Annotated in this window: 17 protein-coding genes and 4 pseudogenes; 7 read left to right on the top strand and 14 right to left on the bottom strand. The window is 61.7% G+C overall.

Annotation, left to right across the window (positions count from 1 at the left end; genetic code table 11):
- Nucleotides 1–616: 616 nt before the first annotated feature.
- The gene (locus tag AB4Z53_RS27710) at nt 617–958 is read left to right on the top strand and encodes a hypothetical protein (RefSeq protein WP_441598766.1); all 342 of its coding nucleotides are present in this window, start codon (nt 617–619) and stop codon (nt 956–958) included.
- 1335 nt (nt 959–2293) lie between these two features.
- Here the strand turns inward: AB4Z53_RS27710 and AB4Z53_RS27705 are convergent.
- The 5 genes and pseudogenes from AB4Z53_RS27705 to AB4Z53_RS27685 all read right to left on the bottom strand — a co-directional run.
- On the bottom strand, nt 2294–3211 hold the full coding sequence (locus AB4Z53_RS27705) for a recombinase family protein (RefSeq protein WP_441598765.1): 918 nt from the start codon (nt 3209–3211) through the stop codon (nt 2294–2296).
- Between the two features lie 277 nt (nt 3212–3488).
- Nucleotides 3489–4641 (bottom strand): annotated as a pseudogene (locus tag AB4Z53_RS27700) (site-specific integrase).
- 22 nt (nt 4642–4663) lie between these two features.
- Nucleotides 4664–5086 carry a type II toxin-antitoxin system VapC family toxin gene (locus AB4Z53_RS27695; protein ID WP_441598764.1) on the bottom strand — a complete coding sequence of 141 codons (423 nt, stop codon included), beginning with the start codon at nt 5084–5086 and terminating at the stop codon, nt 4664–4666.
- Complete coding sequence (locus tag AB4Z53_RS27690) at nt 5083–5334, bottom strand: FitA-like ribbon-helix-helix domain-containing protein (RefSeq protein ID WP_113535836.1); 252 nt, start codon at nt 5332–5334, stop codon at nt 5083–5085. Before AB4Z53_RS27690 ends, AB4Z53_RS27695 begins: the two co-directional genes overlap by 4 nt.
- Nucleotides 5335–5510: 176 nt before the next feature.
- Nucleotides 5511–5687: pseudogene (locus AB4Z53_RS27685) on the bottom strand (integrase); the annotation flags it as partial.
- Between the two features lie 388 nt (nt 5688–6075).
- On the opposite strand from AB4Z53_RS27685, the gene AB4Z53_RS27680 reads away from it, so the two are divergent.
- The 4 genes from AB4Z53_RS27680 (at nt 6076) to AB4Z53_RS27665 (ending at nt 8845) form a co-directional block, all read left to right on the top strand.
- Nucleotides 6076–6303 (top strand): hypothetical protein, encoded by a 228-nt coding sequence (locus AB4Z53_RS27680; protein WP_441598763.1) that lies wholly within the window; start codon nt 6076–6078, stop codon nt 6301–6303.
- Between the two features lie 296 nt (nt 6304–6599).
- Entirely contained in the window at nt 6600–7838 is a 1239-nt protein-coding gene (serA, locus tag AB4Z53_RS27675) for a phosphoglycerate dehydrogenase (protein ID WP_441598762.1), read from the top strand.
- A 453-nt stretch (nt 7839–8291) separates the two neighbouring features.
- Nucleotides 8292–8537, top strand: a complete 246-nt coding sequence (locus tag AB4Z53_RS27670) for a type II toxin-antitoxin system ParD family antitoxin (protein WP_060608251.1) — start codon at nt 8292–8294, stop codon at nt 8535–8537.
- Nucleotides 8538–8554: 17 nt separating this feature from the next.
- Nucleotides 8555–8845, top strand: a complete 291-nt coding sequence (locus tag AB4Z53_RS27665; RefSeq protein ID WP_441598800.1) for a type II toxin-antitoxin system RelE/ParE family toxin — start codon at nt 8555–8557, stop codon at nt 8843–8845.
- Between the two features lie 48 nt (nt 8846–8893).
- Here AB4Z53_RS27665 and AB4Z53_RS27660 read toward each other — a convergent pair whose 3' ends face one another.
- The 4 genes from AB4Z53_RS27660 to AB4Z53_RS27645 all read right to left on the bottom strand — a co-directional run bounded on the left by AB4Z53_RS27660 (nt 8894) and on the right by AB4Z53_RS27645 (nt 12953).
- The gene (locus tag AB4Z53_RS27660) at nt 8894–10051 is read right to left on the bottom strand and encodes a tyrosine-type recombinase/integrase (protein WP_441598761.1); all 1158 of its coding nucleotides are present in this window, start codon (nt 10049–10051) and stop codon (nt 8894–8896) included.
- 204 nt (nt 10052–10255) lie between these two features.
- A complete protein-coding gene (locus tag AB4Z53_RS27655; protein WP_441598760.1) occupies nt 10256–10642 on the bottom strand; it encodes a type II toxin-antitoxin system VapC family toxin in 387 nt (128 codons plus the stop codon).
- Nucleotides 10642–10896 (bottom strand): type II toxin-antitoxin system VapB family antitoxin, encoded by a 255-nt coding sequence (locus tag AB4Z53_RS27650; protein WP_441598799.1) that lies wholly within the window; start codon nt 10894–10896, stop codon nt 10642–10644. The genes AB4Z53_RS27655 and AB4Z53_RS27650 overlap by 1 nt, the downstream gene beginning before the upstream one ends.
- A gap of 944 nt (nt 10897–11840) precedes the next feature.
- On the bottom strand, nt 11841–12953 hold the full coding sequence (locus AB4Z53_RS27645; RefSeq protein WP_441598759.1) for a site-specific integrase: 1113 nt from the start codon (nt 12951–12953) through the stop codon (nt 11841–11843).
- A gap of 125 nt (nt 12954–13078) precedes the next feature.
- On the opposite strand from AB4Z53_RS27645, the gene AB4Z53_RS27640 reads away from it, so the two are divergent.
- Together AB4Z53_RS27640 and scpB are read left to right on the top strand one after the other, a co-directional pair.
- Complete coding sequence (locus AB4Z53_RS27640; protein WP_441598758.1) at nt 13079–14041, top strand: DUF1403 family protein; 963 nt, start codon at nt 13079–13081, stop codon at nt 14039–14041.
- 2 nt (nt 14042–14043) lie between these two features.
- Nucleotides 14044–14733, top strand: coding sequence for an SMC-Scp complex subunit ScpB (scpB, locus tag AB4Z53_RS27635; protein ID WP_441598757.1), 690 nt, complete (start codon nt 14044–14046; stop codon nt 14731–14733).
- 97 nt (nt 14734–14830) lie between these two features.
- Here the strand turns inward: scpB and AB4Z53_RS27630 are convergent.
- The 5 genes and pseudogenes from AB4Z53_RS27630 to AB4Z53_RS27610 form a co-directional block, all read right to left on the bottom strand.
- A pseudogene (locus tag AB4Z53_RS27630) lies at nt 14831–15043 on the bottom strand (hypothetical protein); the annotation flags it as partial.
- A gap of 314 nt (nt 15044–15357) precedes the next feature.
- The gene (locus AB4Z53_RS27625; RefSeq protein ID WP_441598756.1) at nt 15358–16398 is read right to left on the bottom strand and encodes a TniQ family protein; all 1041 of its coding nucleotides are present in this window, start codon (nt 16396–16398) and stop codon (nt 15358–15360) included.
- Nucleotides 16395–17270, bottom strand: coding sequence for a TniB family NTP-binding protein (locus AB4Z53_RS27620; RefSeq protein WP_441598755.1), 876 nt, complete (start codon nt 17268–17270; stop codon nt 16395–16397). The genes AB4Z53_RS27625 and AB4Z53_RS27620 overlap by 4 nt, the downstream gene beginning before the upstream one ends.
- A 7-nt stretch (nt 17271–17277) precedes the next feature.
- The gene (locus tag AB4Z53_RS27615; RefSeq protein ID WP_441598754.1) at nt 17278–18927 is read right to left on the bottom strand and encodes a transposase; all 1650 of its coding nucleotides are present in this window, start codon (nt 18925–18927) and stop codon (nt 17278–17280) included.
- Between the two features lie 263 nt (nt 18928–19190).
- Nucleotides 19191–19426: pseudogene (locus AB4Z53_RS27610) on the bottom strand (IS66 family transposase); the annotation flags it as partial.
- Between the last annotated feature and the right edge of the window lie 118 nt (nt 19427–19544).

Below are 19544 nucleotides of genomic sequence, written 5' to 3'. Positions count from 1 at the left end.
ACTACACTGCCTTTCTAGCCAGTGGGCTGTCCAACTAATTTTCGGGAAGGCGGCAGGACCGCCCTTCTACTCCCCTGCCCGCTCGGACGATCAGATTGCTGCCATTCGGCCAACGGGACGCTCGTTCCTGCCGGCCTCGACCAGCGTCGTGATGCTTTCAAGCCGGTTGTCCGAGGCAAGGTTATTGGCTTCGATTCAGCGCGAAAAGGTACAGGCATCGCCATGAACGCAGTGTGGGGTCGTTAACACCGACGCCCTGATCTTACCGGCAAGGTTGAATTGCGCCGATAAAGGCGGGCGAGAGGTGGGATGCACCAGCTTCTCCACACGCGCGCGACCCTCGCGATCGGCGAAAGGACCAAGAAGGGCGCGGCGGGCATCTTCGTCCCGGAACGCATTCGCAGGAACTCGGCCGGCCTCCCGCTTCGCCTTCCCCGTGCCGCATCGATCATCTTTTCTCTTGGGCCCCGAAGGTCCGCCACGGTAAGATACCATCGTCTGTTGCCCGATTTGACGACGTTACTATAGCGAGCGGTGTGCCGTTTGCTTCGAGGATCGAGAAGGTGTCCGGCAAGTCAGGGTGCGCGCGGAGTTGGACGGTGGACGGATCGTGGAAATGAGCATCAGTGACCGCGAGCTTATAGCGCTGATGAAACGCTATTTTACAGCAAAAGCCGAGCTGGAGGGCCTGAAAGAACAACTGGAGGCGGCGCGACACGCAGCCGGCGAGGCGATCGGCCTGTTCTACGATCCCCGCTCGAACGCCGAGCATGCTGGGGACCTGGAGCGCTCGCATCGTTTGAAGGCGGAGATGGTGGCGCTGATGCAGCGCGCCGAAGCGTTGTGGAGGGCAGGGTCGGCCGACGATCAACACGACAAATCGGAGGGGGAAACGGAACTGGAACCGCAACAGTGGCAGCAGTTTGAGAAGCGAGCTGATGCATTCTTTGGCGGATAGTCACCAACGATCAACCGGGTTGTTTGTGCATTTGTTCGGTCGTCGTTGTTACAGTAGCTCGCCGGTTGCGTTACCGATTTGTGCAACGACTGCTGCATGGTGGAAGGAACGCCGCGGTTTCCGGGTCGGTCAGGTAGCCGCAACTGCTTATGAAGTTGCTGCGTGTTCGGCCATCGTTGTCTGATCCTTTGGCTTGGCAACCGGTCGGTGATAAATATACGGGAAACCAAAACCCTGACAGCTGTCAGGGTTTTGCGTGCAAACTGGGTTTCGCAGGTAGTGCGTGAAGCTGGCCGCGCCGATACCGGCCGACCAACGAATGACATGTTTGTCGCTGTGTTGGTACGGCGGAGTCGGAATGACGGGGAGGTGAGGTCTTGCCGATAGGATCGGCGCGCACCGCTCCCTCATCGGTGGGGCCTTGATGCGCAGTGCTCTCAGTTCGGTCACCGGAAGCGAAAGCGGTCAGAAGCAGCGCCGATCTCGTAGATCGTCCAAGCGCTCGCCGGCACAAGCCTTCATGACCTGTGCAAGGACATTGGCGATGACAGCCCTTTAGCTCTTTGGTTATCGCGGCAGGGCGCCGGCGGGGACCGCAAGCCGCTGCGCTCGACTTGAGTAAGCGACCGTCAAACGAACTGCGGCGCCGCACGGCTTCGAAGGCATGCGGCCCGTCGACACGCAACAGTCGCTGCAAACACAAGCGAGCTTCCACCTCCACCGGGGCGCCGTGGATTGGATCGTCCGCCCGCTTGACTGGGCCCCGGAGGTAGCGCGCGACGAACCTCAGCGGTAGGCCCTCGAGGGCTGTCCAGGGGAGGGGAATGCCGGTGGCAAGCTAACACCAGGCTGAGATAAGCCGAGATCGGAGGCAAACGCGATGCCTTCACCTGCCAAGTGCTTGAGCGTCGCGATGTCTTCTTCGGATGCTGATCCCGGCGGTTGAAGGGAAGCATGGCGTCGAGGGCACAGAGTTGCTCGCGCGACGAAGGACGGCCTGGGCCGCAACATCGGGGGCTCGCCACGTCCACTACCTTACCTGGTCGTCCGCGGGTTGATGACCTAAACCGACACCAATCCGGCACATAACGAGTTGCCAGCGCGCCGCCGCCACTTGGAAGCAGGCGCAGTTCGTGCCGCGTTTCGCGATAGAGTATTTCGTTTTAGGTCTTCGTCGCCGCGTCCAGACAGACAGCACTGAGCTAAGGCTGCCGATCGATAACGACTACCGGCGCCTGGCGCTGCAGATCCTCCAAAGTCAAGCCTGGAAGTCCATGCCGGCAAACAGCGGCAGCGAGAGGAAGCGCGCAATCGGTCGCCCAATGAACCGTGCCTTCAGCGGCGGATGAGGCCAAACCGGTGAGCTTCGTCCAACAGGTTGCGGACGGAGGAGGGCTGCCATCTCTTGCCGCCGCGCGCAGGTCGTTCTCCCATCTGATCCAGTTGAGCGGCGATGTCGCGCAGCGACAGATCGGGATGGGCAATGGCGATCGCCGCCACCAGCTTCATCAAATGGTCCTCGGGGGCGCGGCGAGGGGACCGGGCCAGGAGTTCTTTTTCCGCGAGCTTTTCGCGGACCAAGCGATGAACGGCGCGACGAAGGCGCTCGACGGTCCAGTCGTGACCGCGGCGATTGAGCACGCGCACGACATTGTCCCAACTGTGCTGAGGCCGGAGTTGCCGCACCATCGGCAACCACGTCTGTGCGGACGCAACGAGTTCATCGAGATAGAGTTTCTCGCGTGCTTGGGAGACTGCTTTGATCGCCTCCGGTCGCCGTTCTCGCAGGCCGGGGTTTCCAGGAAGCTTACCGCGCGCCTTCGCCGCCTTGATGCCTGCTTTGGTGCGCTCGGCAATCAGCGCTCTTTCGAGCTGCGCCACCGCGCCGAGGACCTGGAGAGAGAACATGCCCTGTGGCGACGAGGTATCGATCGGGTCGCGGATCGACCGGAAATGCACCCCGCGCCCCTCGAGGTCCTCGATCACCGACAAGAGATGACTCACCGATCTGGCCAGACGGTCGAGGCGGACGACGACGAGGACGTCGCCCGCGGTAAGCTCGCCAAGCAACTTGGTCAATACTGGGCGAGCGCGCGATGCCCCGGAGCCGTGCTCCTGATAAATCCGATCACAGCCGGCGGCACGCAGCTCGTCCAGCTGGGCATCATGATTCTGGTCGTCGGTCGACACGCGGGCATAGCCGATCAGCCGCTTGAGAGGCTCTAAGACTTCAACTGTTTGTCGCTTGGCCATCGCGCTTTTCACGGCCTCGTTTCAAAATGGTTTGTACAAATAAGAAATGCGTGAGAAATAGGCCAGTTTCAAGCGTGTTTTATAGTGCGAATGGAAGCCTGCCAGACTCCAAGTGTAGATGCGGATGAGTGGATGGTCGCAGCCTGTGACGAAACCGCATCAGCGAGCCTCTGTGGCCGAAATGCAGCTCTCATCATAACCTAAACTCTCGAGCGGGGCTGGACACATTAACTCAGCCGGCGGCTGCGGGTTTTCGCTCGGGCCGATGCTGATGGCGCTAGGTAACCAATCGTGCTGCCCGTCCGTGTTTGCGCTCTGCGTCGTTGTAATAGCGCGCCGCCTGCGTAACGGACTTGTGCAGCGACTGCTGCATCGCTTCTGGAAGGGGAATGCCTCGGTTGGCGGCCTCGGTGAGATAGCCTGACCGCAGTCCATGCGCCGAAAACAAGGTCGGGTCGAGCCCCGCCTGTGTGCAACGGCCTTTCAGGAACCAGGTTGACGGATTGCGGCGTCAGCGCCCGGCGATCAATGTTCTCCCACTGGTCAGATGCGCCGAAACACCGGCCCGCTCTCGATGCCGGCCGCCTCCAACCAACCTTTTTCAATGCCAGCACCGGCCGGCCGATCAGGACCACCCGTTCGTCGTCATCACGCGTCGTCGTTTTCGTGCGGCCGACGCGGATGGATAGGCAGGGGAGGGGAGGGGAGCCAGGGTCGGCTGGATCGGCCTGCACGGGGTCCTCGTCGATGAGATCCTCGACACGAAGCGCGGCCACTTCCGATCGGCGACGGCCGCCGGAGGCGAAAGCGGTCAGAAGCAAGGCGCGGTCGCGAAGATCGACCAGACGTTCACCCGCGCAGGCGTCCAGCAGCTTCGCCAGGATATCGCCGGTGACAGCCTTTTTGCTCTTGCGTTGCCGCAGCCGGGCGCTGGCGCGAACCGCAAGCCGCAGCGCCGATTTGAGCGCGGGACCGTCGAAGGCGCCTGTCAGGCCGCGCCAGCGTGTGAGGATCGACCAGCTGGTCAGGCGGCGACGAACGGTTTCGGGGGCATGCGGCCCGTCGGCGCGCAGAAGCCGCTGGGACCGCAGGCCATTTTGCACCTCCACCGGCATGCCATGGCTGGGATCATCCGCGTGCTTGACCGGGTCCCACAGGTGATGGGCGACGAATTTCAGCAGTAAGCTTTCCGGCGCCGGCCAGGGGAGGGGGCTGCCTGTCGCGAGCTGGCACCAGGTCTCGAGATAGCCGAGGTCGGACGCAAGCGCCCTGAGCGTGTTGTCGCCCATGCCCTCGCTGGCGAGGTGTTTGAGGGTGGCGACGTCGTCGTCAGTCAGCAGGGCGGCGAGCTGATCACGACGGTCGAACGGCAGGATGGCGTCCAGGGCGTCGAGCTGCTCGGCGCGATGAAGGATCGCCTCGGCTACGATCGATTTGCGGCGTCCTGCCACCCTACCTGTCCTGCCACGGGTTTATGATCACCAAACCGAGGTCCTCGAAATCCGGTACATTCCGGGTTGCCAGGGCGGCGCCACGGGAAAGGGCGATGGCGGCGATCAGGGCGTCGAATTGACTGATCGGGCGACCCGCCTTGCGCCGCTCCGTTGCAATTGAGCCATAGATGTCTGCGGCCTCCCGATCGAACGGCAGCACGCGACCGGCGAGATCCTGGGCAAAGATCGGCAAGATTGCTGCTTCAAGGTCACGCCGGCGGCGACCATCGGGAAGCAGGCGTAGTCCATACAGGATTTCGGCTTCGGTGATCGTGGTCGTGAAGATGGCGGCAGGAGGCTGGCCCGCAAGCCAATCGACAACTGCGGGCTCCGGCGCCGGCAACAGCAGCTCGGATATGATGTTGGTGTCGAGAACGATCATGGCGCAGAGAAATCCGGCGCGTCACGGATCGGCTCGCGCGCGGGAAGTTCCAGTTCGACGCCGCCAAGCGGCTGCAAGCGCGCGCGGATCGCGCCAGCGAGGTTTCCCGCCGTTGTCTCCTGCTGCGCCAACACCATTTTAAGGATATCACGGGCCTCGTCTTCCATCGATCGGCCATGGATCGCTGCGCGAACGCGCAGCCTCTGTTTCAGTCGATCGTCGATGTTGCGAATGGTCATGCTGGCCATTAAATCGCCTCCACTCATCATTGATTGCATATAATGCAATGATGGCAATTTTTCAATTGAAGCCACAGTTCCGCGGCCGGAGGGGCTTTTACTTACCGATTTCAATTGGAGCGCTAGGCTGAGATTTCGCCCCTCGATTTTTACAACAACTTTACTCCGAGGAGGGGAGGGCCTTCTCAAGGACCGGATGCCTTAATGAGATTGACCTGGAAACGGTCGCGCCGCCGTTGATTTATGCGGGTCATTTCGGCGCTCGCATGCCCGAGCTGCTGTTGCACATGGCGCTCGTCAATCTCGGCCGAGGAGGCCAGGCCGGCGCGCAGCGAATGGCCGGGGAATTTTGCCGCCCGTTCTTTGATCTGCCGCCAGGACCGTGCCGGGTGTGGCACCCTGGACGAGACCCGCGCTTAACTCGATACGAGGCAACCCGTTTTGGCGCTGGATATGCGTAGGACCAAAAGCGTAAACCGCCTCATCCACGGCTGCGAGGGGAACCATGTCCCCGTTGGCGGAGCCGAGCGAATTCGCGATCGATCTCGCCGATTGTCGCAACGACCTTTGTCTCAGGGATCTGACGGCAAAGGCACGCCGAGGGGAGTTTTCGCTCGGGTCGATGCTGATGGCTCAAATGCGGGCGAACCCTGGTGCGGGTAGGAAGGCCGGATAGTACCGTGGCGAAGCGACTGTTAAGCTATGCCGATCTGACAGATCAGGGCCGAGAAAATTACGGAAGGAGGGATCGTGGAAATCAGCGCCAGTGACTGCGAACTTATCACGGTGATGCGACAGTATTTTGCGGCGAAGAGCGAGCTGGAGGGCTTGAAGGAACACTTGGAGGCGGCACGACAGGCAACCGGCGAGGCGATCGGGGTGTTCTACGATCCGCGCCGGAACGTCGAGCACGCCGCTGACTTGCAACGGTCCCATTGTTTGAAGGGAGAGATGGCGTCGCTGATGAAAATGCGCTGAAGCCGGGGGGAGGACAGCATTGGCCGATGACCGTCAAGATAGCTCGGAGGCGAGACTGGCAGTCGTTTGAGATGAGAGCAGATTCATTCTTCGGCTCGTAGTCACGATCAGATGATCAGCCGCGGGGCTCATCGAAGGGACGGCGAAGCCTTGTCAACCTTGGGATAGGAGGGATGGAAACCGCGGTACCTTGAGATTTGTTCGCGGTATCAGTGTGTTGATATTAGCCTGTCCGGCCGCTTAAATCTTCATGGCGCCGAAGCCACATCGGCCTTCCGGAAATCGGAGCAATATTTATGACCCGCCAACTTTCTCTCCCACGCGACCGAATTTCCGTGCTTCTGCTGGAAGGCATTAGCCAGACTGCCGTGGACTACTTTTCTTCGTCCGGCTATACCAACCTCATTCATTTGCCGAAGGCGCTTGATGACAAAGATCTTAAGAGCCACATCGTCGACGCTCATATCATCGGCATTCGTTCCCGCACGCAGCTGACGGACGAGATTTTCGAATCCGCCAAGAAATTGATCGCCATTGGCTGTTTTTCCGTCGGTACGAACCAAGTCGATCTGGATGCAGCGCGGCGGCGCGGCATTCCGGTGTTCAATGCACCTTATTCAAACACGCGATCGGTGGCCGAGCTTGTGATCGGCGAGATTATCATGCTGACACGGCAGATCTTTCCGCGCTCGGCTTCCGCGCATCAAGGTGGGTGGGAGAAATCCGCTGTCGGCAGCCGGGAGGTCCGCGGCAAAACGCTCGGCATTGTCGGCTACGGCAATATCGGCTCGCAGCTCAGCGCGCTTGCCGAAAGCATGGGCATGGTCGTGCGCTACTTCGATCTTTCCGATCGGCTGCGCCGGGGCAATTCGGAGTCGATGGCTTCGCTCGGCGACCTTCTCGAGATCTCCGACTACGTGACAATGCACGTTCCCGAAACACCCTCGACGCATAACATGATCACCGAAACGGAATTGCGCCGCATGAAGAAGGGCGCCATCTTCATCAACAACTCTCGCGGCACGGTGGTCGATCTCGATGCGCTTGCGAAAGTCCTGAAAGACGGGCATCTGGCGGGTGCCGCGGTGGACGTGTTCCCCAAGGAGCCGGCATCGAACAACGAGCGTTTTGAGACGCCGTTGCAAGGCTTGAGCAATGTCATTCTGACGCCGCATATCGGCGGCTCCACCGAGGAAGCCCAAGAGCGCATCGGCGGGGAGGTTTCAAGGAAGCTGGTCGAGTATTCCGACATCGGCTCAACGATGGGCGCCGTCAACTTTCCCCAGGTGCAGCTGCCCGAGCGCCCGAACGGCACGCGTTTCATTCACGTGCATGAAAACCGCCCCGGCATGCTCATCCAGCTCAACGAGATCTTCTCGTCGCGCGGGCTGAACATCGTCGCTGAGTTCCTTCAGACGCTTGGCGACACGGGCTATGTGGTGGTCGAGGCTGATGGAATTTCCGAAAATGCCGACGAAATTCTTCAGGCTCTACGCGAAATTCCTGGAACGATACGAACGCGGTTAGTCTACTGACAGCTGACCGGGACTCAGCGCACCAGCGAATGACCTTTGGTTTGGTTGCGATCGCTGAGCTCCGTGCGCTGCCCGGCCGTTCCTGCATGAGGCGTTCAGGAATTTTCGGGGAGGGGAGAGAGGGACCGGAAGGACCCGCCGCCGCGCCCCAGGCTGACGGCGTTGAGCTGAAGCTGCGGACCGATAGCGACTACCGTCGCCTGGCGCTGCAGATCCTGCCTATGCCATCGGACAGCGGTAAGAAAAAGCGTCGTGCTATCGGTCGCCTTATGAACCGTGCCGTCAGCGGCGGATGAGGCCAAATCGGTGGGCTTCTGTGGCGGAAATGGAGCTCTCATCATCGCCTCCTCTTGAAAGTGGGAGCGATCGTTCGCATTTGCGGCGCTGCCGCAATGTCAATAATTGCGCAAATAATGTTATTGTGGCATGCTGTGACGCAATCGGAGATGTGACATGAACGTTTCCATTGGTGACCGCTGGGAAGCCTTTGTATCTAACATCGTGAAGGATGGCCGTTACGGTTCCGCCAGCGAAGTTGTGCGTGAAGGATTGCGCCTCGTCGAGGAACGGGAACAGAAGCTGAGGGCTCTGACCAGCCTACTCAACAAATCGATTGCCGATGGCGGCGAAGCATCCGACGCAGATATTGACGCGGCGCTAGAAGCCAAGGCCGCCCAGCTGACCAAGGAAGGCTTTTAAGGGTGCCGCAGCTTCGTATGCTGCCTTCGGCGCTCACAGACCTGGTCAATATTTTCGAATACATCACCCGACAGAGCGGTAGCTTGGTGGTGGGCCGTCGGTTCGTCGGTGAACTTCGGCAAAAGTGCCGGTCCCTGGCCGATCTCCCTGGAACCCTCGGCCGAGCAAGGCCGGAATTGCGCCCCGAGATACGCAGCGCGGTGTTCAAAGGATACGTCATCTTTTTCCGCTACGTCGACGAACGAGGTCGTCAATATCATCGAGGGGCATCGCGATATCGACGAGTTGTTTTCCTCGGTCGACGCTAACGAATAGCACCTCACGCCCCCGCTGATACCAACGAGCTCGCGGGGGCGCTAGGTAACCAACCGCGCCGCCCGTCCCTGTTTACGCTCTGCGTCGTTGTAGTAGCGCGCCGCCTGCGTAACGGACCTGTGCAGCGACTGCTGCATGGCTTCCGGCATGGGAATGCCTCGGTTGGCGGCCTCGGTGAGATAGCCTGACCGCAGTCCATGCGCCGAAAATGAGGTCGGGTCGAGCCCGGCCTGCTTGCAGCGGCCTTTCACGATCAGGTTGACCGACTGCGGCGTCAGCGCCCGGCGATTAATGTTCCCCCACTGGTCGATGCGCCGAAACACCGGCCCGCTCTCGATGCCGGCCGCCTCCAGCCAGCCTTTCAATGCCAGCACCGGCCGGCCGATCAGGACCATCCGTTCGTCGTCATCACGCGTCGTCGTTTTCGTGCGGCCGACGCGGATAGATAGGCAGGGAAGGGAAGGGGAGTCCGGGATTGATGGATCCGCCAGTACGGGGTCCTCGTCGGTGTGGTCCTCGACACGCAGCGCCGCCACTTCCGACCGGCGTCGACCGCCGGAGGCGAATGCCAGAAGAAGCAAGGCGCGGTCGCGCAGATCGACCAGGCGCTCACCGGCGCAGGCGTCCAGCAGCTTTGCCAGGATATCGCCGGTCACCGCCTTTTTGCTCTTGCGTTGCCGCGGCCGGGCACTGACGCGGACCGCAAGCCGCAGCGCCGATTTGAGCGCGGGACCGTCGAAGGCGCCTGTCAGGCCGCGCCAGCGTGTGAGGGTCGACCAACTGGTCAGCCGGCGCCGAACGGTCTCGGGGGCATGTGGCCCGTTGGCGCGCAGCAGGCGCTGGGACCGCAGGCCGCTTTCCACCTCCACCGGCATGCCATGGCTGGGATCTTCCGCGCGCCGGCCCGGGTCCCAGAGATGATGGGCAACGAACTTCAAGAGTAGGCCTTCCGGCGCCGGCCAGGGGAGGGGGCTGCCCGTGGCGAGATGGCACCAGGCCTCGAGATAACCGAGGTCAGAGGCGAACGCCCTGAGCGTGTTGTCGCCCATGCCCTCGCTGGCCAGGTGCTTGAGCGTGGCGACGTCGTCATCGGTCAGCAGGACAGCAAGCTGATCGCGGCGATCGAACGGCAGGATGGCGTCTAAGGCATCGAGTTCTTCGGCGCGTTTGAGGGCGGATGCTGAGGCCGCCTCGCTCATTTGGGAAGGCCATTGATGGCGTAGAGATCGCCGTGTGCCGACGTCGTGCGGCGCCTCGAGCCCGGGATGCCTTCCGCGGCGCACAGCCATACGGCGTCGATCGAGCCGGATTTTCCGATTTGGCTCGGCTTGGCGCTTTGCGGGGTCGCCGACACATCCGCGGGCGCCGCTGCTGGGTCGCTTTGAGCCACCATGAATAAATCCTCACGCCGCCGCGATGTCAGTTTGCGAAAAATCGTTCCCCTTGTAGAGGAGAGGTTCTCCGGAAAGCGCGGCAAGAGCATAGGAAAAGCAGTCGCCGTAATTGAGGCTGGCCGGATGACGGCCTTTGCCATAGCGCCGCCAGGCGCGCCGCGCACGATCAGCATGTTCGGCTGTAACTGGGACGATTTCGACTTCTGCCTTGTAGAGCCAGAGGTCGAGATCGGCGCCTGCGGCCTCCCCAAGTCGAGTTTCGATCACCATGGCAGCCTCTAGGACGGACGCAGCGGAGATGAGCCTGACGGGGTCGTCTGCGATGCGCTCGTGGAAAGACGCCGCTTCCGGCTCATTGAAGGCGATGGCGGCAAGGACGGAGGTATCGATGACCATCAGGATGGCAGTCCGTTCTCGTCGTAGCCGAGAATCTCGTCGGCGGTGCGGTTGTCGAGGACAGGCCTAGCGTTCCAGCGTCGTTGGATCGCTTCGAGATCCTCAAGGAGTGCAGCTTTGCGCATGTTAGAGCCAAGCCGTCGCAGGCGCTCTTCGAGCGCGCGCTTGGTTGCCAGTGTGATGCTTTCGCCTGTCCGTTCTGCAAGCGTGCGGGCCAGCTGTTCGGTGTCGTGGTCTTTGATACTCAGCGCCATCTTGTCGTCCAAGGTTCCTGAATCTCTATATTCTACCTAATAGCACAGTCGCTGTGCCCGGACAATGCGAGGTTGGGGCGTAAGCGGACGTCGGCGAAATGGTTCCATTCGAACCTCAACGGGACGAGGAAATCTTCGAGGACGAAGAAACCCGATAAGATGGCCGCGACCGAAACCGCCTGGACGAGGGCGGTCGCGGGCGAGGTGGCTCATCCGTCCGCTCTTCGGCGATTTTGCCACGGACTTCTAGGCCCGATTCCGGGATCGTTGTTCAAATAAGAAACGCGCTGATAAAGGGGCGGTTGCAAGCGTGTTTTATGGTGTGAACAGAGGGCTTCCAGACTCGAAACGGAAGTGCGGATGACCGACGGACCGAAAGCGGCCAAGAAACCGCGCCAGCGGGCTTCTGTGGCGGAAAAGGCCGGAAATCGGCCCGCCGGAAGGGGGCCGGGTCGCGCCCTGTCGTTTTTGGTGGGCCAGGAGATGGAAAAGTCGATTGGCGGATGGCTCTCCGCCGGCCGCTCGGATCCAGTGAGTCCATTCGGCCAAAGCGGATGAGTCCGCTGGACAAGGTTGAAAAGCGGCTGAAAAGCCCGGATTTCCAGGCAAATCCACCGATCCAGGGCGACCGACACTAGGCGATTTGCGACTCGAAAACCATCACTATCGATACTGAGACCCTATCGATAGCGATAAACGTTCCCAGCGATCATACCAGGTGAGAAACTCTAATTTTGATATAGAGTTCGTTTAAGAAATCATTTACCATGATTTCAATGCCTTACAATCTCGCCAAATTGCCCATCCAGAGCCTGCTGCGGCCCATCTCGGACGCCGGGATCGCTGTGGCTTTTACTTAACAATTTCAATTGCAGCGCTAAGCTGAAATTTCGACCCTCGATTTTTACCTTACGATTTCAGCGCGGTACCGGGGGAGGGAACCTTCAAAGCCCGGAGGCCTTGGTCAGATTGACCCGGAAACGGTCGCGCCGACGCTGGTATTTGCGGGTCATTTCGGCACTCGCATGGCCGAGCTGCTTTTGCACATGACGCTCATCGACCTCAGCCGAGGAGGCCAGGCCGGCGCGCAGCGAATGACCGGAGAACCTGGCCGCCCGCTCGTCCTCACCAAGGTCGCCCTGCAGGCCGGCGGCAAGGGCTGCGGACTTGACGAGGCGGGCGACGGCCTTGTCATTCAGGCGGTCGGGGCCAACGTCTTTGCCGCGTCCGGTGACACGGCGGAAGAGGGGGCCTTTGGCGAGCTTGGCGAACCGGATCCAGGTCTCGACGGCGACGAGCGGGCAGGTGGTGTCGGCAGAGCCGCGGCCGATCTCGACCTCGCGCCAGCCGGTCTTGCCACGCAACGTCAACAGCAGCCCCTGGTCGAGCATCTCGATCCAACCACGCCCGTCCTCGGTCTGATCGCGTCCGAGGTCGAGACCGGTGATTTCGGAGCGGCGCAGACCGCCGGCAAAGCCAATGAGCAGGATTGCCCGGTCGCGCAGGCCCCGTAGCGTGCCGCGTTCCAGGGTCTCGAGCATGGCGATGAGTTCTTCCGGCAGGATCGCCTCCTTCTGCCGCGGCGGGGCGGCATGGCGCTTGCGGATCCCGGCCATGACGGTGGCGATGACCCGGTCCTTGCGGTCGAGCGATTGGCCCCGTTGGGTATAGTTCCAGGCGATCGCCGACAGGCGGCGCTCGATCGTGGAAACGGAATTGGCTTTCACGCCGCGCTCGGCGGTCCCGGAGGCGCAGGCGGTGATGTAGAGGCCGACGACGTGCGGATCCGGGGGGAGGGGAGCGAGGTTCTGGCGCCGGCACCAGGCGGAGAAATGCTTCCAATCGGAGGCATAGGCCTTGCGGGTGTTGGCGGAACTCGCGGCCTCGACATAGCCGCGGGCGCGATCGGCAAGGTCTTCGAGATGGCCGGGAAGAGGGGAGGGGCTCTCCGCCGCCGCCGTCAGCGCCGGATCATCACCAGAATGGGCCGTGCTTTCAGACGGAGCAGAGGTCTCTTTTGCGTGATTTTTACCGTTTTGCGCGACGATTTGGGCCATTCCTTCTATAAAGCGGAAAACGTCCGATAAGGCAACATTATCGGACATCATAGGCAGTCGACGAGCCGTGCGCTTTGTGTCGAATTTGGTGGCAATAAGCGCACGCGCGGCATAAGCTGAACACCATGGATTCGCGCCCGCTCCCGTCGTCATCGCCGTCCCTTCCGTCCCTTCCGTCCGTTCAACTGCCGGCCTGGGCGCTGCCCCGCGGCCGTGAGCCGAACGAGGCAGACGCCGCCTTCGCAGCTGGCATCGCCCTGAAATCGCTCGATGATCTCGTCAAAGCTGAACCGCAGTGGGTCGGCTGTTGGCGCGCGCGACAGGCGCTGAAATGTGCCGCCGTGGCGGTGCGGCTGATGGGGCGCAACGAGGACGAACACGCGTTGCGTGACGCGCTTTTGCTCACTGCCGCCGGCGACGATCCGGGACCGGCCGGAAAGGTGTTTCTGGCCTACAGAAGGCTTGTCAGCCGCAAGCCCGGCTTCTCCTCCAAAAATGTGGCCGAACTGGCTGACCTGCTGGAGCTTGCCTGGGACGACGATCTGGCGGCGGCGGTCGATCATGCCGATAATGCCCTGCAGTCCGGCCGTGCCGTGCCCTTTGCCGCGGCGGACCTGGTGAGCGCCATCAGTGCCGAACGTCCGGATGCCGAGCCACTCGCCTGGGCACTCGCCGATGCGCTGGTCGCCTCCATGCTGAGCTGGCCGCTCCCCATGCCGCTGCTGATGGGCGAGCGCTATGGCCCGGCTTTCCGCACGCTTGGGGGCAGAGGACGGGTGCGGCCAGGCGAGACCGCCTTCCCCCGTGCCGTGTGCCTCGCCCTGGTCGAAGGCGCTGGTGCTGCGCTGCGCTCGGCCGGCGAGATTGCCCGGCGCGCGGACCTGCTTGTCGCGACCGCGTCGAAGGTGCGCACCAAGGGCGCCGAACCGGTCATCCGTAAACTGCTCGATGACGATGCCGTGCCGATTTCGGCGCCGGGGACGGACCTGTCCCGCTGGGCGAGCAAGCGCCTGTTTGAACGGCTGGAAGCCGCAGGTGCTGTGCGCGAACTGTCGGGACGGCCGTCCTTCCGGATTTATGGGTTGTGACGATGACCGGAGCGACTGCAAAGAGGAGCTCGAACTCGAAAGTGAACGCTGCAGCTGAACAGCTGTTTGATCGGGAATTGGAGGATCTGCCGGCTGAACTTCGCTGGCGTGAATGGATGCTGCGCGTCGAGGCGGTGATCTTCGCCTCCGCCGAACCCGTCACCCGTGAGACCTTGGCGCGTGTGGTTGGCAAGGACTGCAGCATCGACTTGCTGATCGATGATCTGCGTGAGGAACTGCGCGCACGCCCCTATGACATCGTTACTGTTGCCGGCGGCTGGCAACATCGAAGCCGATCGGCATACGCAGCGGCGATCCGGGCGTCTCAAGCGCCGACCCGCTCGGGGGTAGCCCGCCTGTCTGAACATGAGGCGTCGGTGCTAATGGCGATTGCCTATCTGCAGCCGGTGACGCGCGGCGAGCTGTCGAAAGTCTTCGGGAAAGAAGTCAGCCGCGACACGATTGCCAGCCTGCGCGACGCCGGGTTCCTCGGCTCCGGACCACGCAGCCCCACGCCTGGCGCGCCATATACCTACGTGACGACGAAGCACTTTCTCTCCGTCTTTGGCATGGAGACACTCCGCGACTTGCCCGACCTGGAGCGATTGGAGGACGCGGGATTGCTCAGCCGGCAGGCTCTCGTGAAGGAGGAGTTCGCAGGGGCAGGTTCGGACGGTGACGACCAGGACTAGCCTCAGCTCATCTCGGTGAAGCAGCCAGATGAACTCGTCTTTCCTGGATGAAAAGGGCTAGCGAGCCGAAGTCACCAAGATGGTGCTCGTAGAATTACAGGCCGAAGACACCAATGCCGTTCTTGTTCGATGCGATGCGGGCAGGCGTTTCGGTGTAGTCGCCGTCGATATCGACGACAAGACCATCCCTAATTTCCTGGATCTCGGTCACGCCGGCGGCCTTGCATGCCTCGACTTCACTGTCCTTGATCTTGCGAGAAGCATTGGCGATGTCGATCATGTTCTCACCGACACCCCTACAAAACTCCTTCTGCGCGTGAATCGATCGCCATTGGTGAAATGGAAATGGGGAAGGGTGAAAGTCGATTTTTCCATGACTGCTAGTCAAAATCGGACCCGATACGCAAAATTCGAGAGAGAACAGAATTCGGCCTTGGGGTGGGGCAGTTGGCGTTGCATTTTTATGGGCTGAAGAGGCCGGGCCGGTGGCAAGGGCCCACGGACAATTGCCAGGTTGGCGCTAGGCGCGACCGGTTGTTCCGCACAGCAGAGTTGCATGGCGGCCGTCCCCCTTGGGACGACGTCACCCATTTCCGGCGCACCGCTGGCATCGGTATCAACACTTCATCGATCGCCGACAGGACCGCGGTTTCGACGGGTCGGCGGATGAGCTGCCTCCCTGATGCGTAAGTAGGCGCCCAGAACGGCTGGAAGCTCCGCAGCCGGTGGAGGCCGGCTCGTCGGGAGGTGGCGTTGCGCTCGCCGCTCCAGCGTTGTGACGATATGGGCGATCAAGGGGGCATGCCCACCTGCCGCCAAAATCAAACGCCGCCGATGGGCGACGACAAAGTCGTCTTCTGTCGTCAGCCAATTGACCGGCTGCTCGGCCAGGCGTTCCATGCACCGTATACGCGCCGCTGTGGACAGGCCGACCAGGTTCAATGTGGGATAGACGTCGGCGGCAGCTGGCATGTCCAGCAAGCGCTGAACGAGGCTACTTGTGGTCAGAGATCCGGTGATTGCTTCCAGGCGACAGATATCATGGATGCAACGGTCGAGCCTCCTTGCCGGAGCACGGACAGCGACATTCGACGCACGCCGCAAATCGAAGCCACAGATATCGCAGAAATGTTGCGGGACGAGCTCGTCCTGATCGAAGGCCGCGATGCGATTGGCGCAGGAAGGGCATCGGTCACGCAATCCGCACCCGTGGATCAGACATGAAACCTGGGTTGCAAACCGCCAGCGCCGCCGAAAATACGGCTGAGCGTCATCGGCAAGACATCGCGGGCAGAACTGCAGCCAGGTCGAACTGCCCCGGCGACCGTCGCTGCGAAGCGGAAGCAAGAGCGGCTTCAGCGGCGACGATGTCATTGGCATCGCCGAGAGCTTTCGCAGAGAAAGGCCCGTATGTGTGTGGAGCAGGCGGGCGACGTCGGCGGGAAGTCTAAGGTCCACGGATGCCGCCCGCATCCCCGGGCCTAAATCGAGCACACGGGCGAACGCACGCGGCGCAACACCGTTGGCATAGGCAAGCCGGCGCAGCCAGCTCGACAGCAATTCGTCATGCTGCGGGGCGACGATGGCGGGCCACCGGTCCGAGACAACGTCGCGGTATCGCTCGCCGATCCCGATTGCTACGCCTGGCCTGTCGGCTATCGTCATAGCAGGCTCTCGCGCAGCGCCGAATTGCGCCGGTGCGAGATCGGAACATAGTGCAACGCGTCAATGCCCGCCTTCGTGATCCGCTCCGCACCGGAGCCGATCGCGGCGACTGCCGCCTTGGTGACGATGGTGACGATCTCGCCGATCAATCCCTCCGAAAGGTTGAATATCTGCCGCGCCAGCCGTTCGTCCGACAGATCCGAGATACGAGCCAGCGGCAGTGCTGCCTCGAGGCTGTCGAGAAGCGAGAGAAAATCCTCGTCATAGTGCCACCGCGGGACTGAGAGCAGATCGAACCGGCTCGCCATCTCGCTGGTGGCGTTGACGAAGTCGTAGACGGCCACCTCCCCGATCAGCACCGGTGCGATATCGTACTGGCGACCGATCCGTCGCAGGAGCGCAAAGATCGCCTCGATGTCACGCGTCCGGCCGCGTAGCGCATTGTGGAACTCGTCGAAGATCAGGACCCTCGGCCTGAGACTGCCCAGCAAGTGATCGACTTGCTCCGCCTTTCGACCCACGCTGCGGTCGCCGATCGGCGCCCGCAATGCCTGAAGTATGCTTGCATAGAAATGACCGAGGCCAGCGCCTTCGCGGGTCTGGACGATCCACACCTTCTGTTTCGATGCGGTTCGCAGATGTTCAACGGCAAAGCGTTCGGCGATCATCGTCTTGCCGTTGGCATAGGGCCCAACCAGCATCAGGCCCTGCGTCCGCAACGACGCTGGTCGCGACAGCAAATCCGCCAGCTGTCGATGGGTGTCCTTGGCAACCTGGTGCCCGATCCATCGCGGGGCGCGGACATAGGCAATGCGCTCGTTGGGATCACGGTCGAGATACGACCGCACATGATCAAGCAAATGATCGGACATGCGGGGGCTACCAATCCTCTACCGGCAACCGGCGCTTCTGGCGCACCGGGTGTTGCGCGGGATCAGACACTGGTGGCCGCATGGCCTGATAGGGTTTTGCTGCGGCGGTGGCGTGCGCCCTACGCACGGCATCGCGCAACTGGCGCTTGGACGGTTTCGCCGCTTCAACAATGGCGGCGATTTCACGGCGGATCGCCACTTTCTCGTTGCTTGAGCGGTGGTTTGCGGCACGCTGGCCGGCCCGCTCAGCCTCGTGCTCCCACAGCGTCAGTGAGGTCAACTGGCCATCGCGCCGCTCGACGGGACGAAACTGCCGGGTTTCCGGGTCGCGGACGTAGACATGGCTGATGTCCCGCGGGTCGTATCGCACTTCCAGCTTTCCGAGCCGGTCGCGCTGCGGAATGAGGCTACCAAGCCAAGGCGCGTAATAGTGCAAGGCGAACATGTTGATCCCTTGCGGCGACAAATGCCGTTCCGTTCCTGGCAGAAACGATAGCAGTACCTGTTGCGGATCATCGTCGAAGCGGGGCAGAGCCGCGCTGTTGCGTTGCCACTCCGTGATCGGCACCTTCAGCGTCCTGGCGTTTTCCTGAAGATTGTGATCGATGACGGCAAGCGCGATGCAGCGTTCCAGCTCCGCGAAGCTCAGACGCGCACGCCGCTCGGACGGATATTCGTCACGGTCTGCCACCGAGCGCCCCGAAGACCCGGGGTATGCGGCAAGTATAGCATTGAGCTTGCCCAGCAGCCGCTCGACCACGCCGCCCTGATGCACGCGGCCGCGATCGCGATAGCGGATACGAATGCCATAGTCATCGCAACCGCGTTGGAACGCATGCCCCTTGAATTCCTTTGCCGAGTCCGTGACGAGCAGCTTTGGCCGGCCGAACATCGACCAGGCATGATCGAGGTTGCGGGCCGCAAGCCATGCCTCTTTCGGGCACAGGGCCTGGGCAAGACAAAGTGCGACAGACAGGACCGAAGGCTTTTCCAGTGCGAGGCAGAACCCCAGAATGCACCGGGTCGCAACGTCGGTGACGATCGTCAGGTAAGGACGGCCAACGAACAGTCCGCCTCCGTCGACCACCTCCACGAAATTGATATCGGTCGGCGTATGGTCGATTTGACAGACGTCGAGCGGGTGCGCTGCGTGGATATAGCCTGGACGCGGTTTCAGCCGCAGCAGGTGCTTTGGATTGGCCGACCGCTTTCTGGCGATCTCTTCGGGCGAAAACAGCGCCGGGATGCGCCGGGCAACGGTGACATAGGACGGCAGGGCAAGGCCGGCCTCTTCACAGCGCGCACGAATTTCGGCGACGACCGGTGCGAGAGGAGGGGCCTCGAGCGTCAGCCATTGCTCGCGCAGTGTCTTGCTGATGATTGCCTCGATGCCTTCTGGCAGCCGTTTGCGTCGGGTTTCGGCGGCGCGCGGCAGCAAAGCCGTGACCGTCCGTTCGCTGCGGTATCGGGCAAGCAGATTATAAACTTGCCGCACGGACAGTCGTAGCTCGGCCGCAGCCCGTTCAACGGCGGCGTGTGTTGGACCGGAACCATCGACAATCTTGTCCAGTTCATGAGCCACACGACGCGCGGTCGACCATTGCTCGTCCAAAATCGCGCGAGGCGTCAAGGGCCGGTTGTGCAATCGCTTTGGCAAAGTCGGAGTTTCACTGAAATCGTTAGCGGAAAATAAGACCGCTTTTACCGGCTAAAGCTAACGGGCATATGACATTTCACCGTTTGAAATCGCAAACTAAAATCCACATTTGGGGACAGACGGGTTGAGTCGCGGAAGCACGGTGGTTTTCGGTCATCGAGATCGGAGCAGTCTTGCGGCGTTGTGCACACATGTCCGTGGCATCGACGCTGACCCAAGGTAGTTCTCCTTGCCGGGGCTGTTTGCAAAGTGGAGAGCCGTGTTCAAGCCTTAGCCGCGACCAGAGTGGCCAGCGGCGGGATGGGCGGACCGTCGAGTTGCAGGCGGTCGCCGAGATAGTGCCAGAACGACAGCCCGAGCTTGCGGCAGGTTTTCATCAGCCCGAGCATGGTGTCGCGCGCCACACGACCATCGCGCTCATCGTGCCGCCGGAGATCTTGCGCTTGACGAGGCTGCGCAGGTCGTTCTCCGACGCATTGGTGTGGAGCGGCGTTCCCGGACAAGAATGGCTGGCCAAAGTCCACCCGCCACCAGGAGGCACGGCCATTTTCCGGTCCCGTCAGTCCGAATTGTGCGATTGTTTCAATCTTTGCCGATAGACCTCAGGAACCCTCCGA

It is taken from the genome of Ensifer sp. 2TAB8 (assembly GCF_052115125.1).
Lineage (GTDB): Bacteria > Pseudomonadota > Alphaproteobacteria > Rhizobiales > Rhizobiaceae > Ensifer.
The sequence above is the reverse complement of the archived record's forward strand: the minus strand, read 5'-3'. Positions and strand labels throughout refer to the sequence as shown.